The following is a 13,649-nucleotide window of genomic DNA, read 5'->3' on the forward strand; positions in this document are numbered from 1 at the left end:
TTGATTGATTTACAAGCACCTATCGTCCCTTGGGAAGGAATGGGAGGTATAAAGCTATATAGCCACATCAATGAGTTCTATTCAATGATAGAACAATATGGTAAACAACCGAAACTATTAGGGAAATATTTAATAAGGTATGAAATAGATAACTCAATAGATTTATGGTTTAATTTATTAAATGGTAAGTTATTTAAAATAACTGCTACAAGTAACTATAAAGGTGCTTTATTTAATAAAATTAGGGTTGGAATGCATATTGATGATGTTATAAAGCTAGAGCCAAGTTTTGTATATGATGATTTTGAAGAAGTGTATTGTAGTTCTAAAGGAGTTTACCTTGAAACAGACCCCGTTAAACAAACAGTTTTATGGATATCAGTATATATCAAAGAAATAGATAATCCAGATTTTGAGAGAGGAAATTGGTAGGAACACCTTTGAAACCTTGATTGGCTAATGCCTTTCAAGGTTTTCTCTATTTGGTGGGGCTACCTAGTGACGAATAAACCTAAAATAATTTACTGGATAGACATAGTGCTCGTAAACTCTATATGATGTTTTAACAAATTAAATAGTACGTACAACCACTTTATAAGGGGGGCCAGTGCCGATTGAACCTACTATTCAACTAATAACACACTTAACCCATGTAATACCGCTACAAGAATTTCTTCAATCCGTTTGTACGCACGGTCATGCCTGAATTTTATAACCTAAATAACGCAATACAGATACATTAGAAAAGTCGATTATGGTCATTCATCAACATGACTGACCTATTTTTTGTTATCTTTTTTTCTCGCGGATTTTCAAATCAATCGCAACTATGTAAATTGTTGAAGCGATTGATACGGTATGCGGGTCGTGATGGACGTGAAGAGTTCGCAAAGTTTCAAAGGGATAATGCGACCACTATATCCAGATCAGTTAGCGACCTCATACAGCTATGATGCTGTTAACCGTCTAGATCAAATTATATACGGTGATGGTCAACAGGTAAGTTACAGTTATGACCTTGCAGGTCGACGTACATTAATGAAAGATAGTTCAGGTGACACCCGTTATACCTTCGATGCTCTAAATCGTCTAACGGAAGTCATTGATGGAAACGATAAGAACATTCGTTATGAATGGACAGCGACGGGTGACCGTAGTCGGATCATCTATCCAGACAACACCGTAGTCAGTTATTCATACGATAAATCCGGTCAGATTGAAGAAGTCACAGATGGAACAGGTCTGAAGACGAACTATACCTATGATGCCAATGGTAGATTAGCTAGTAAATCTCTACCGAACAACACGCAAAGCACATATAACTACGATGCGGTGGGACAAGTTCTAGAGATTCAGCATCAAGGTCCTGGCAGCACATTACTAGAACAATTGAAGTACACCTATGACCCAGCAGGGAACCAACTTCATAGCGAACGCCAGTCAGGTGGAAGTGATGAAGATAACCCAACAGGTGCTACACAGCCTGCAGAAATAGTAGATTACATGTACGATGCCTTGGACCAATTGACCCAAGTGCAGAAGTTAAACAGTGCAACAACGAATTACAGCTATGATGCTGTAGGGAACCGTTTGAGTGTAGCGGTCAATGATGCTGGTATCCTCTCCACAGAGGATTATACCTACGATGCAGCGAATAAACTGATGAGTTGGTCCAAGGGAAGCGACTATAGAGATTACACGTACGATCTACGTGGGAATTTGCTAGACGTCGTCGGAATCGATAGTGTAGCTGCGATGAATAGTCTGCGGATGGGGATTACATCGACAATGAGTAACGCTATCAATTCAGGAGTATTGGATAGTGTGTATGGGTTGGAAATTGATCCGAACGTAGGTATCGATCCCAATGCAACAGGCATTGTAGATCCAAATGCAAGTATTGGAGGCGTCATCGATCCAGGGGTTGTTGACCCATTAACTGGATTGAGCGTTACGGCGAATGTATATGGAATCGATCCGACAGCATTAGATAGTCTGGATACTCTAAATAGTCTGATGAGTATGGCACTTTCTGGTCCACAGACGATAGAATCTAATCGTTGGGATGGAGCCAACCGTCTCATCGGGAACACGAACTACTCGGGAGATCAGACTTCGTATGGTTATGATGGAGATAGCAATCGCGTATCCATGAGCATAACGTTGGGTACGGGTATGAAGCAGAGTAATTACCCAAGCAGTAATCCCGCAGGATTGCGAGATGGTTGGGAACCGCAGTACAAGAAGCAACAAATGGACATCTACTTCACTAACGATATAACGTTAAGTTTACCAGAGCCATTAATGGCAACGGATGCGAGCGGGAACAAGTGGAAGCAGTCCTATGTCTACGGAGCTGGTGGGGAACGAATCAGTATGAGCTATCTGCCAAGTGCAGATGCAAGTACTGATTGGGAACCATCCCCAGGAGCAAGTGGAGCCGCAGGCAACACCACACCGAAGACACTCTATTACATGAGTGATGTTCGTGGAAGTGCGATAGGCCTCCTAGGCGCAGATGGTAGTGTCTCAGCACGTTACCACTATGATGAGTTCGGGGTAGCGAAAGATCCAGAGAAGTTCGATCTGAACTGGGCAGGACCGGATAACATGTTCGGTTATACTGGGTTAGGATATGACTTCAATAGTGGTCATTCTTACGCACGTGCGCGTTATCTTGACTCTGAAGTAGGACGCTTTATTAGTGAGGATACGTATGAAGGGGATATTAAGAATCCGCAGGCGTTGAATTTGTATACGTATGTGGCTAATAATCCGTTGAGGTATGTGGATCCGAGTGGACATTATTACGAATTTAAAACCTCTGATTATTTAGAACTTAATATTTTACTGGATGATGCTAGGAAGTTATCGAAATCTAGCAGAACAAACAAATATTATCAGTTACACAAGGATACCATACGGGATCGATACGACTTTAAATCCGTCATGGGTGAAAACCGTTACAATTACTTATTCGACTTGATAACGGGAACTAGTATCTATGGTAATATTGCGGGAAAATCGGACTGGGCAAAAGCACAATTATTAGGTGATTTCCAGAAATCGAAAGAGGCAGAATATATTGCGTTACTCGGTATGGGAATGGCAGGTGGCATTGGAGGTAAAAGAAGTGTAGGTAACAAGTCTTCTAAGGGCACGGGAAATTCTATTGCCTCTAGTAGCATTAATAAATTGCCGAGTAACGTTCAAAATTCTTATAACCAATATAGCAAAAATGGTTGGAATGGTAATGTCGCAGGGCAAACTACAGGAACAAAAGCGGGTGGTACTTACCAAAATAGTAATGGTAAGCTTCCCGCGACAGATTCATCTGGGAAACCTATTACTTACAAAGAGTTTGATGTGAATAACAAAACAGGTGCAAGCAGAGATGCAGAAAGGTTTGTTAAAGGTTCAGATGGATCAATTTATTATACCGATAGCCATTATGGAGATATAAAAAGTCCAACGGAATTACCAGAATTTATTAGAGTTAATTAAAAGGGGATTAACTATGGAAAACAAAATACATTACGTTTCATTCAACGAAATGATTGATATCAAGAAAATGATTGAAAATGACAACTCTTTATATATTGCTGAGATAGACAGCAGTGATGTTCAGCAATTACCAGATTTTTTAACTACAATGTCAAGTGTTTTTCAATTTCCTTTTCCATCTCGCAGTATAGATAGTTATAATGACTGGATGAGAGACTTGGATTGGCTTAATAAAGATGGATATGTGTTATTTATTTATAGCTACAAGGATTTTTTGAGTCAAGATTTATTATCCCAAAAAGCAGTTATTGATGGTTTTTCCAGTGTTATATTGCCTTTTTGGCAAGAAGAAGTGACAGAAGTAGTTGTAGAAGGAAAAGCAAAACCCTTTATAATATATCTGGTGGAATAGTTCAATTTAACCTTGTTTGGCTTCATGCCTTTCAAGGTTTCTTTTTTTATGGTGAGGGCTACTCAGTGCAGAATGAACCCACCATTCAACCAAAAACATACTTAACTCATGTAATACCGCTACAAAAATTTTATTGATTTCTCTTGTACGCACAAGGAAAGCTTGAATAATATACCCTAGATAACGTAATACCGTTACAAATAACAGGTTGTTTATGGTCAGATAACAGCATGATTAACCTGTTATTTGTTACCTTCGTTTTCTTGCGGTTTTTTCAAATCTATCGCAACTGTAGAATACCCTAATGCGATATGGAGGGCGAGAAGGTCACTGACAAATGTTTCAGCGCGATACCACTATGACGAGTTCGGGGTAGCGAAAAACTCAGAGAAGTTCGACTTGAACTGGGCGGGACCGGATAACTTGTTCGGTTATACTGGGTTAGGATATGACTTTAATAGCGGTCATTCTTATGCTCGTGCGCGTTATTTTGACTCTGAAGTAGGACGGTTTATTAGTGAGGATACGTATGAAGGGGATATTAAGAATCTGCAGACGTTGAATTTGTATACGTATGTGTATAATAATCCATTGAGGTATACGGATCCGAGTGGGCATTATTACGAATTTAAAACCTCTGATTATTTAGAACTTAATATTTTACTGGATGATGCTAGGAAGTTATCGAAATCTAGCAGAACAAACAAATATTATCAGTTACACAAGAATTTTATACAGAATCATTACGAATTTTATTCCATCATGGGCGAAAACCGGTACAATTACTTATACGACTTGTTAACGGGAACTAGTGCCTATACTAATAATGCAGGTAATTCTGATTGGGCAAGAGAACAGCTAGTAAGTGCTTATTTTAAATCGAAAGAGGCAGAATATATTGCGTTACTCGGTATGGGAATGGCAGGTGGCATTGGAGGTAAAAGAAATGTAGGTAACAAGACTTCTAAGGGTAAGGGTAATATTCCGAAACAGATGTTGACATCTAATAAAGGTAAGACCATTGATGTTACGCCTACTTCAAGCCATACGACTACTACACCAGTTCCAAATCCTAAAAATGGGACACCAAATTCATCGGTGGATATCTTAGACAAGCAAACTGGTGAAATACTAACGAGAAGATGGTATGGGTCTGATGGAAAGGCTGTAAGAGACGTAGATTATACTCATCATAAGAATCCTAAAACTCATCCGGAAGCTCCACACGAACATACATGGACTTATGATAAAGATGGCAATCCAAGTAGGAGTAAGTAAAGGAGTGTTTGAATTTGGAGTATAATGAATTAGTCCAACGAGTAGGATGGGGCGAAGAGTTCCAATTTTATTATCAAGATGAAGAGTACTGGATTAGTACAAACAAAGAAGGATACTACTTAACAAGAGGAAAAGATAGTTTTACTCAATCATTTCTGACATCAGAGGAATTGTTCAGGGAAGGTCGAATTGATGAGAAAAGTATATTAGAACTTTGGAATTTAATTGAAATTTAGTACAACAAGACCTTGATTGGCTTAATGCCATTCAAGGTTTCTTTTTTAGGTGGGGGCTACCCAGTGTCGAATGAACTCATCATGCAACCAATAACACACTTAACCCATGTAATACCGCTACAAGAATTTCTTGATTTCCTTTGTACGCACGTAAATGCTTGAAAAGTATAACCTAATTAACGCTAAAGCGTTACATAAAACAGGTCGATTATGGTCAGATACTACCATGATTGACCTGTTGTTTGTTATCTTCGTTATCTTACGGTTTTTTCAAATTAATTCGTAACTGTAGAATACTCTACGTTGGGCACGGGTACGAAGAAGAGCAATTACCCAAACACGAATCCAGCAGGGTTGCGAGATGGTTGGGAACCACAATACAAGAAGCAACAGATGGATATCTACTTCGCTAACGATATAACGTTAAGTTTACCAGAGCCATTAATGGCAACGGATGCGAGCGGGAACAAGTGGAAGCAGTCTTATGTCTACGGAGCTGGTGGAGAACGAATCAGCATGAGCTATCTGCCAAGTGCAGATGCAAGTACCGATTGGGAACCAACCCCAGGAGCAAGTGGAGCCGCAGGCAATACCACACCGAAGACACTGTATTACATGAGTGATGTTCGTGGAAGTGCGATTGGCCTTCTAGGCGCAGATGGAAGTGTCTCAGCACGTTATCACTACGATGAATTCGGCGTAGCGGAAGATCCAGAGAAGTTTGATATGAACTGGGCAGGACCAGACAACTTGTTTGGCTACACCGGGTTAGGATTGGATTTTAATAGCGGGTATACGTATGCGAGAGCACGTTACTTGGATTCGAGCGTTGGACGGCTTATTAATGAGGATACGTATGAAGGGGATATTAAGAATCCTCAGACGTTGAATTTGTATACGTATGTGGAGAATAATCCGTTGAGGTATACGGATCCGAGTGGAAATTTTAAATTTGAACCCTATGACATACAGGAACTTAGAGGCTTACTGAACGATGCTAGGGAGAGAACGAATTCAAACAGAAATAATTTAAATTATAAGTTACATAAGGTTTTTTACAGAATCATTACGATTTCTATTCCATCATGGACGAAAATCGTTACAATTACTTATACGACTTGTTAACGGGAACTAGTGCCTATACTAATAACGCAGGCAATTCGGATTGGGCAAGAGAACAGCTAGTAAGTGCTTATTTTAAATCGAAAGAAGCAGAATATATCGCGTTACTCGGTATGGGAATGGCAGGTGGCAGTGCAGGTAAAAGAGGTACCAAGACTTCTAATGGTACGGTTAAAAGTAAACTCTCTCCAATCAGCACAAAAGGTGAAGGGGCTACTCTAAAACGCACTTTCAAAGTTGGAGGAATAAAAGTAGAAATAAATAGTGAGCATGGTTATCGTGAAAGTGGACATAGAACAGGAAGTGTACGGAATGTCGGTACAATGGATGAAATCGAATCAGGTATACTTACTGATGTGCAATCTGCGATTAAAGCTGGAGTGAAATTCCCGAGTTCCTCGAAAACAATTGAACGGACAGTGCAAGTTAACGGAAGTACTGTAGGTTATACTGCTAAGGAATACGATGGAATTATAAGAGTTTCTACGTATTATCCAAAATAATATGAGAGGAGAACATAAAACATGGCTCTTCAAGACATAGTTGAACAAATATGTTTGTTAATAAATAAAGATTGGTCGCAGTTTGAACATAAAGAAGTAAAGAACATGAGGAATATTCTTAAATCTTTATCTGATAATTTATTCTCGGAAATTGAGAATACCAACGATACAGACTGTTTGGAAGAAGTGATAGATTATGAAAATGAGCACTTTTTTCTTCCGATACCTTGTGTAATTAAGCTGTATCAGAGACTGATATTTTTAGATAAAAGAAACAAATTATATTATGAATCGTTCGTAGATTACCTGCTACAGTATGGTCCTGATTGGGAGGAAGAGGGTACCACATTAACTAGACTTTATACAAGTGGTGATTTTGAAAAGGCTTGTGATTTTGCACAAAAGGTTGAGCATTATAAGGATTTTAGAAATTGAAGATTTATACATTTATTTCCTTGATTGGCTTCGTGCCTTTCAAGGAAATTTTTTTTGTGGGCTACCTAGTGCCGAATGCACTGAATCCATACTTACAATCCGCCAATAACTATTTCCCCGAATAAACTGTACTCACATGATAGCATGAGTATTCAGTTAATAATCTTATAAATTGGAGTAAGGTGAGCCATGTATCCGGCTAATATCGGGTACCTACTACGCAAGAATGGATAGATAAGTAAAAGGAAAAGGAATGAAAGGGATGCAGTCCAAGGAGATTTTGGAGGAAGTGAGTGGTCATTATGGTCTCCTTTTACACGCAAATTTAAAGGTGCAGATAATGTGCGGGGCAAAGATGCTGAGAAATTCGGCACCAAAATTCAAGCTCATTCAATTATGCACAGCAACATAGACATCTAGAAATAATATATTGAGCCAATATTAGAGAGATAGTTGTGCTAATGTTTGTTCATTCAAAAGGAGGGGCAAGTATGCGAGTATGGTTCCGGCTTATATTGATAGCAATAATAATATTTAGTGCTTCATCATTTGTTTGGTTTCTTCTAGGATCAACAGCATATTTCCAACGTGGAATGGATATTATAGGAACTACCACATTAGGTGGTGCGGGTATTCCAATTCTATTGTTCGCTGTATTTTTAACTATATTACTCATTAAAGGGTGGGCTCCAACGAGCGGATTAGATTATGTTGGAATCTGTGTTGTCCTAGTGATATCAACGCTACTCTCTGCCGCCCTGATTCAAAGCGTCAGTACTCACGGTTGGGCGAACGAAAAGATAAAAAGTGACTCAATAAAGATCACAACAGACGAAAAGTATGAATATCGAATTGATTTAATTAATTTATTTCAAAAAAACAGTCATGCGAGGCTCTACCTAAAGGATGTTGGCTCGGGAGAGGAAATGTACATTCCAGTTGATGTTCAGTTGCGTAAGATTGCAGCAATTGGGGTTAGTGAGGTTAATCACTGGGTGATGCTTGAAACGACGAAAAATTCTTCTCATTATATAATGTACACGACAGAAGATCTCGGCTTGCCTGAGGAGAAATTTGAAATCGATATTAGGGCAGGAACTTCAAGTAGACTGGAGTAGAACAAAAATTATCTAACCACAATGCGAGTAACACTCGTATTGTGGTTTCTTTTTAATATGATAACATTAAAATGAGGATCGAGTTCCCTAATGAAGGGGAGACAATTATCTCCTGGGTTCTAAATTTAGAGGTGATTCTATGAAGTGGCAAAATATTGAGGATATCTATAATGAACCTGACTTTAATTTGTTTGAATCAAATATTATGGGCATTAAATCCCTCTTAAGCCACTGGTCTTATTCTAATAATAGCCGTGAGATTTCTCCATATCAATTAATGGAATATTCGAAGAGCGATGATTCGAGTTATAAAAAAATCTGAAAAAATGGATGAATTACATTTACTCTCTCAAGATATATTAGATGTTCTTCATTATGAGAATGTTGTAATAACAAAGTGGAAGGTTCAATCCATTACCACGATATAATTTCAAGTGAATTTTCAAGGTTGGAAACAGGGCTATTTCGAAACTATAGGTAATCAGGCAGTGACTTTAAAAGAAGCAAGTGTTGATTATGGTTTCTTCGATGATTATGAGACACAATATTGTTTTTATTCATTGGAAGGCGAGTTACTAGAACATAAACCTAAATATACCCGGTTAGGCTGTCTTGCCAGTTATGGTTATGTAGGGAGACAGACCCAGCGAGTTTTATATGGTGAAAAGTAGTGAGTGATTAGAGAAACTATTACCGCATGTGAGTATATACTCCGTGTGGTTTATTTTTTTTAGCTATATGACGATATAATCTATATACATAAATACCCAAGCGGGTAGTATATCTCTACATCTAGCTAGATACATGTATCCAAAAATTAAATATTATCATGATTGGATTTGGAACGATAAGGATCTATAAGAGTTGAAAAAAGATCTCGATAACATTAAGTAAGGAGAACATTCATATGGAGTTAGTGTTAATTACTGTAGTAGCAAATTTCCTTGCATTAATGAATTTAAGGCTCTTGGGTATTAAACAAGGACTTGTAATTTCAACCCTCATTCAACTAACTATCATAGAAGGGAACTCAGTATATAATAAATTGGAGGGATATTAACTGAAGCGATCACTAATAGTCTTATTAATAGCCATGCTTCTTACAGTCGCATGTACTACAGGCCCTTGGATTTTAATATATACTTATTCTTTATTTGAAAAAAATCCTCCTAAACCTACATATACTTATGGAGAGTTTCCTTTTTACTTGGAGTATGAAATCAATGGTCAGAGAATGATTGTAGATGATAAAGTTATTGTTGAATTTGATGGATTTGGTTTTGAAGGCGGTATTGGTAGTGATAAAACTATTAAATGGAAACAAACCTTAGCGAGTGGGAATGAGGAAGTTATTTTGTTCGAAAATGAAGAGCCAGTAAGGATTTTTCTTACTATAAGAGAGGAAGATTACAATATGGAGGATATGATTGAAAACAGCGGATACAATTATTTATTTCCTAATGTAATAAAAGAAGAGAAAGTGGGGAGAGGCAAGACTGCTACGTCGCTGTCTGAGAATGAATTAATCAATAATTATAAGATAAGATTGATAGAATTCAAATATGGTGAGGAGGAGAGAAAAATTCGAAAAAAACCACATGTAAGTTAATACTCCATGTGGCTTAGAAATGTCTGTTATATTAACTCTGCACACCCTCACGTTTTTGAAAGAAGCTCTTCAATGCTTGATATACCTCGCCCTTCTCCTTAATGACATAATACATAAATTGTTCTACTTTTATATTGCGATAGGCAGACATCAAGGTGCTGCTTCGATTGTACTGATTAACTTCCCCATAACCGAATACATTACTTACTTTGAGTAACTCACCAATTAATTTTACACAACGTTCATTGTCGGATGATAGATTATCTCCATCTGAGAAGTGAAAAGGATAAATATTGAATTTAGCAGGGGGATATCGCTGATCAATAATCTCAAGCGCTTTCTGGTAGGCTGATGAACAGATGGTACCGCCACTTTCACCGCGTGTGAAGAACTCATTCTCGGTAACTTCTTTAGCTTCTGTATGATGTGCGATGAACACAATCTCAACCTTTTCATATTGCTTACGCAAGAACCGATTCATCCAGAAGAAGAAGCTGCGAGCGCAATATTTCTCAAAAGAACCCATGCTCCCAGAGGTATCCATCATAGCGATGATGACCGCATTGGATTCAGGAACGACAATGTCATCCCATGTTTTGTACCTTAAGTCATCTGGATTAATACCGTGAATGCCAGGATTTCCAGTTGTAGCATTTCTTCTTAAATTTTCTAGAATCGTTCTTTTCTTATCGAGATTAGACATCATACCCTTTTTACGAACATCATTAAATACAATCTTGTGGGTCTCGATCTGCTCCTTATCTTTCTGTTGTAAGTTGGGAAGGGCTAATTCTTCAAAAAGCATATTCTCAATCTCTTCAATGCTGATCTCGGCATCAACAGTATCTAATCCCGGTTGATCACCTGCTTTGTCTCCCTTGCCAGGCTTCTGTACAGGATCACGGCCGAGTATATCTCCAACCTGGCTTTCCCCATCACCCTGTCCGATGTGTTTCTGCTTCTGATAATTATAAATAAAACGATATTCATCCAGACTTCGGATTGGAACTTTGATGATCTGTTTGCCGTCGGACATGATAATATTCTCTTCAGTAATGAGATCAGGCAAGTTTTGTTTAATGACATCTCGTACTTTTTGTTGATGCCGAACTTGGTCTTGATAGCCTTTTCGGTGTAGAGACCAGTCTTCGCGGGAAACGACGAACGAATAAGGTTGGTGTGACATTGACATGACGGAGCACCTCCCACTGCAATATGCGGTAAGTATAGTTGTTAAGTAAGTATATTCACTGGAAGGCATGATATGTGAGGAAGAACGGGAATAAATCTGAAGCTCACCATCGAATACACAAAAACGACTCCCAGATCTGTAATAGATCCGTGAAGTCGTTTCTCGAAATTATTTATTAGTTCGAGTTCAAAAAGTCAGGTTTTCAGCACCGAGAAGATTGGATGAAGCAAGGGAGTGAGGAGCGGAGCGTAGGCAGTACCTACGTGAGCACCGGAAGGACCGGCTGAATTCAATCTTCGATGTCGAATACTCCTCCTGCTATGCTTCGTGATCAAAAGAGGACTTTTTGAACTACATCTATTGGGGTTTCTTGGAATACATGATACCAATGGTTTGCGGTCCACAATGGCAAGAAACGACACAGCCTGCGGTGGCAAGTACTACTTTAGCCTCCGTGTGCTGTTGAAGACTGGCTTGAACACGAAGGGCGTCATCTTCTGCTAGGGAGTGAACGACGATAATGAGATCCTGATCCATGAGGTCTTTCTTATTAAGGGCGTTTTGTAATAGCATATCCACAGCCTTTTCACGTTTACCGCGAACCCGAACGGATGGAGTCATTTTACCCTCTGATACTTTAATAATAGGACGAATCTTTAGAAGGCTACCGATGAGGTTTTGCATACCAGAGCAGCGCCCGCCTTTGTAGAGGTATTCGAGCGTATCTACAACAAACTCGGCTTCTATTTCAGGTCTTACAACTTCCAGCAGTGTGACGATTTCCTCCAATGAGCTCCCGGATTCAGCAGCGTGAACGGCTTTCATAACTAAAAGCGCAATGGAGGAAGATAAGTTCAAAGAATCGAATACAGTAATCTGGTCTGCTGGGAAATCATCAGCAGCGATGATTGCATTCTGATAAGTTGCAGAAAGCTCTGAAGAAAGACTGATGAATAGAATCTGATCACCTTGTTCTATGTAGGGAGTGAATGCAGCAATAAAGTCAGCAGGTGAGGGTGCAGCCGTTTTCGGTAGGGTTCCATTCTCGGAAACCTTCTGATAAAGATCAACGGGCGTAATCTCTAAGCCATCTTTCAACGATTGTTCTCCAAAGACGACGTATAAAGGCACGATGCCAATATTGAATTGTTCAATCCAAGAGGTGGGTAAATCACTTGTACTATCTACGAAAATTTTAATATTTGGCATGTGATTCTCCCTTATCATGTATTGATTAAATTGTAGCGTTTATAACAATGATAATAAAAAGTAAAGCTAGACATAGCACGATGACACCATTCATAATCAAGCCGAATATCGCAAATATTTTCATTCTATTCTTTAAGACTACACCAATAATACCTAGAACAAAACCAATCACATTTAATAATACGAATAATAAAGCGAGTAAAACAACGCCACCTACGATCTGAAACAGTTCCTCACTTGAAGCGGGAAGCCCTTCACCATTTAAATATGGTGAGATCTTGGCGCCTATTAGGGCTACAGAAGCTATATAGCCTAATAAACTGACTATAGCTAGAACAAAGGAAGCGATACCAAGCCCAGAATGTTTGAGGGGTATTGGTGCTAGTTCAGGTGTTGGACGATGTAATTCAATGGGGTCCATCGTTGATCTCTCCTTAACAAATTTCAATATACTAATACTTTTCCATATTTGACTGGAAAAATCAAGGATTGTTATTTATCCCTCCTAAAGAAAGGAAGGTGGCAAAGGATTAAGGTATACGTTATCATAGCTAAAGAGGTTTAGATTATAGGTAGAGGAGTTGGACTTTCTTGCGACAAGGATTTATGAAGTGGGGAATTATATTGATGGCCCTCTCTGTTATGATTGGGGCTTTCGGGGCTCATTTATTGGAGCCTAGAATTGGTGAAGCGGCAATAGGTGTATATGAGACAGGTGTACAATATCATATGATTCATGGGCTTGCTCTTATACTTCTCGGATTAACGGCAGGGCAGATCGGAGAATCTAGAAAGCTGTACTGGGCAGGTTGCTTATTTATAGTTGGAATAATGTTATTCTCGGGTAGCTTGTATGTATTAAGTATCAGTGGTATTAAAGTACTGGGAGCCATTACGCCTCTAGGTGGAGTAGCTTTCATTGCGGGTTGGATTTACTTCTTATTAGCGATTGTTCAATCGAAGAAATGATCATCCAATATAATAAACGGCTGTGCTGTCCTTAATAATGGACGACGCAGCCGTTTATTAAT

15 protein-coding genes are annotated in these 13,649 nt (G+C 38.8%); 12 read left to right on the forward strand and 3 right to left on the reverse strand.

The genetic code is table 11. From position 1 onward, the window contains the following. The 11 genes from ACP8HI_RS02530 to ACP8HI_RS02580 all read left to right on the forward strand — a co-directional run bounded on the left by ACP8HI_RS02530 (window position 1) and on the right by ACP8HI_RS02580 (window position 10,217). Window positions 1–432, forward strand: coding sequence for a hypothetical protein (locus ACP8HI_RS02530; RefSeq protein ID WP_438349572.1), 432 nt, complete (start codon window positions 1–3; stop codon window positions 430–432). A 474-nt stretch (window positions 433–906) separates the two neighbouring features. Beyond that, on the forward strand, window positions 907–3,504 hold the full coding sequence (locus ACP8HI_RS02535) for an RHS repeat-associated core domain-containing protein (protein WP_438349573.1): 2,598 nt from the start codon (window positions 907–909) through the stop codon (window positions 3,502–3,504). A gap of 13 nt (window positions 3,505–3,517) precedes the next feature. After that, on the forward strand, window positions 3,518–3,916 hold the full coding sequence (locus ACP8HI_RS02540; protein WP_438349574.1) for a barstar family protein: 399 nt from the start codon (window positions 3,518–3,520) through the stop codon (window positions 3,914–3,916). Between the two features lie 246 nt (window positions 3,917–4,162). Then, window positions 4,163–5,194 carry an RHS repeat-associated core domain-containing protein gene (locus ACP8HI_RS02545; RefSeq protein ID WP_438349575.1) on the forward strand — a complete coding sequence of 344 codons (1,032 nt, stop codon included), beginning with the start codon at window positions 4,163–4,165 and terminating at the stop codon, window positions 5,192–5,194. Between the two features lie 14 nt (window positions 5,195–5,208). Beyond that, window positions 5,209–5,430 carry a hypothetical protein gene (locus ACP8HI_RS02550; RefSeq protein WP_438349576.1) on the forward strand — a complete coding sequence of 74 codons (222 nt, stop codon included), beginning with the start codon at window positions 5,209–5,211 and terminating at the stop codon, window positions 5,428–5,430. A gap of 303 nt (window positions 5,431–5,733) precedes the next feature. Next, the gene (locus ACP8HI_RS02555; RefSeq protein ID WP_438349577.1) at window positions 5,734–6,555 is read left to right on the forward strand and encodes an RHS repeat-associated core domain-containing protein; all 822 of its coding nucleotides are present in this window, start codon (window positions 5,734–5,736) and stop codon (window positions 6,553–6,555) included. Next, window positions 6,549–7,055 (forward strand): hypothetical protein, encoded by a 507-nt coding sequence (locus ACP8HI_RS02560; RefSeq protein WP_438349578.1) that lies wholly within the window; start codon window positions 6,549–6,551, stop codon window positions 7,053–7,055. The genes ACP8HI_RS02555 and ACP8HI_RS02560 overlap by 7 nt, the downstream gene beginning before the upstream one ends. A gap of 21 nt (window positions 7,056–7,076) precedes the next feature. Next, a complete protein-coding gene (locus ACP8HI_RS02565; protein WP_438349579.1) occupies window positions 7,077–7,490 on the forward strand; it encodes a hypothetical protein in 414 nt (137 codons plus the stop codon). 491 nt (window positions 7,491–7,981) lie between these two features. After that, window positions 7,982–8,608: a hypothetical protein gene (locus ACP8HI_RS02570; protein ID WP_438349580.1), complete on the forward strand. Its 627-nt coding sequence runs from the start codon at window positions 7,982–7,984 to the stop codon at window positions 8,606–8,608. 434 nt (window positions 8,609–9,042) lie between these two features. Further along, window positions 9,043–9,279 carry a hypothetical protein gene (locus ACP8HI_RS02575; RefSeq protein ID WP_438349581.1) on the forward strand — a complete coding sequence of 79 codons (237 nt, stop codon included), beginning with the start codon at window positions 9,043–9,045 and terminating at the stop codon, window positions 9,277–9,279. A 422-nt stretch (window positions 9,280–9,701) separates the two neighbouring features. Next, on the forward strand, window positions 9,702–10,217 hold the full coding sequence (locus ACP8HI_RS02580; protein ID WP_438349582.1) for a hypothetical protein: 516 nt from the start codon (window positions 9,702–9,704) through the stop codon (window positions 10,215–10,217). A gap of 31 nt (window positions 10,218–10,248) precedes the next feature. On the opposite strand, the gene yhbH is transcribed toward ACP8HI_RS02580, so the two are convergent. The 3 genes from yhbH to ACP8HI_RS02595 all read right to left on the reverse strand — a co-directional run bounded on the left by yhbH (window position 10,249) and on the right by ACP8HI_RS02595 (window position 13,039). Next, window positions 10,249–11,409: a sporulation protein YhbH gene (yhbH, locus tag ACP8HI_RS02585; RefSeq protein WP_438349583.1), complete on the reverse strand. Its 1,161-nt coding sequence runs from the start codon at window positions 11,407–11,409 to the stop codon at window positions 10,249–10,251. Between the two features lie 357 nt (window positions 11,410–11,766). After that, entirely contained in the window at window positions 11,767–12,618 is an 852-nt protein-coding gene (locus ACP8HI_RS02590) for a DegV family protein (protein WP_438349584.1), read from the reverse strand. 25 nt (window positions 12,619–12,643) lie between these two features. After that, the gene (locus tag ACP8HI_RS02595) at window positions 12,644–13,039 is read right to left on the reverse strand and encodes a hypothetical protein (protein ID WP_438349585.1); all 396 of its coding nucleotides are present in this window, start codon (window positions 13,037–13,039) and stop codon (window positions 12,644–12,646) included. A 170-nt stretch (window positions 13,040–13,209) separates the two neighbouring features. Here ACP8HI_RS02595 and ACP8HI_RS02600 point away from each other — a divergent pair, with 170 nt between their 5' ends. Continuing rightward, entirely contained in the window at window positions 13,210–13,587 is a 378-nt protein-coding gene (locus ACP8HI_RS02600) for a DUF423 domain-containing protein (protein ID WP_438349586.1), read from the forward strand. Window positions 13,588–13,649 lie beyond the last annotated feature (62 nt).

Source organism: Paenibacillus sp. FA6 (genome assembly GCF_051550225.1).
Taxonomy (GTDB): Bacteria; Bacillota; Bacilli; order Paenibacillales; family Paenibacillaceae; genus Paenibacillus_AQ.

Bases quoted from the DNA above. Each gene is read 5' to 3' on its own strand.
- ACP8HI_RS02540 (WP_438349574.1), top strand. From the start codon at position 3,518: ATGGAAAACAAAATACATTACGTTTCATTCAACGAAATGATTGATATC.
- ACP8HI_RS02565 (WP_438349579.1), top strand. From the start codon at position 7,077: ATGGCTCTTCAAGACATAGTTGAACAAATATGTTTGTTAATAAATAAA.
- ACP8HI_RS02595 (WP_438349585.1), bottom strand. From the start codon at position 13,039: ATGGACCCCATTGAATTACATCGTCCAACACCTGAACTAGCACCAATA.
- ACP8HI_RS02570 (WP_438349580.1), top strand. From the start codon at position 7,982: ATGCGAGTATGGTTCCGGCTTATATTGATAGCAATAATAATATTTAGT.
- ACP8HI_RS02535 (WP_438349573.1), top strand. From the start codon at position 907: ATGCGACCACTATATCCAGATCAGTTAGCGACCTCATACAGCTATGAT.
- ACP8HI_RS02580 (WP_438349582.1), top strand. From the start codon at position 9,702: ATGCTTCTTACAGTCGCATGTACTACAGGCCCTTGGATTTTAATATAT.
- yhbH (WP_438349583.1), bottom strand. From the start codon at position 11,409: ATGTCAATGTCACACCAACCTTATTCGTTCGTCGTTTCCCGCGAAGAC.
- ACP8HI_RS02590 (WP_438349584.1), bottom strand. From the start codon at position 12,618: ATGCCAAATATTAAAATTTTCGTAGATAGTACAAGTGATTTACCCACC.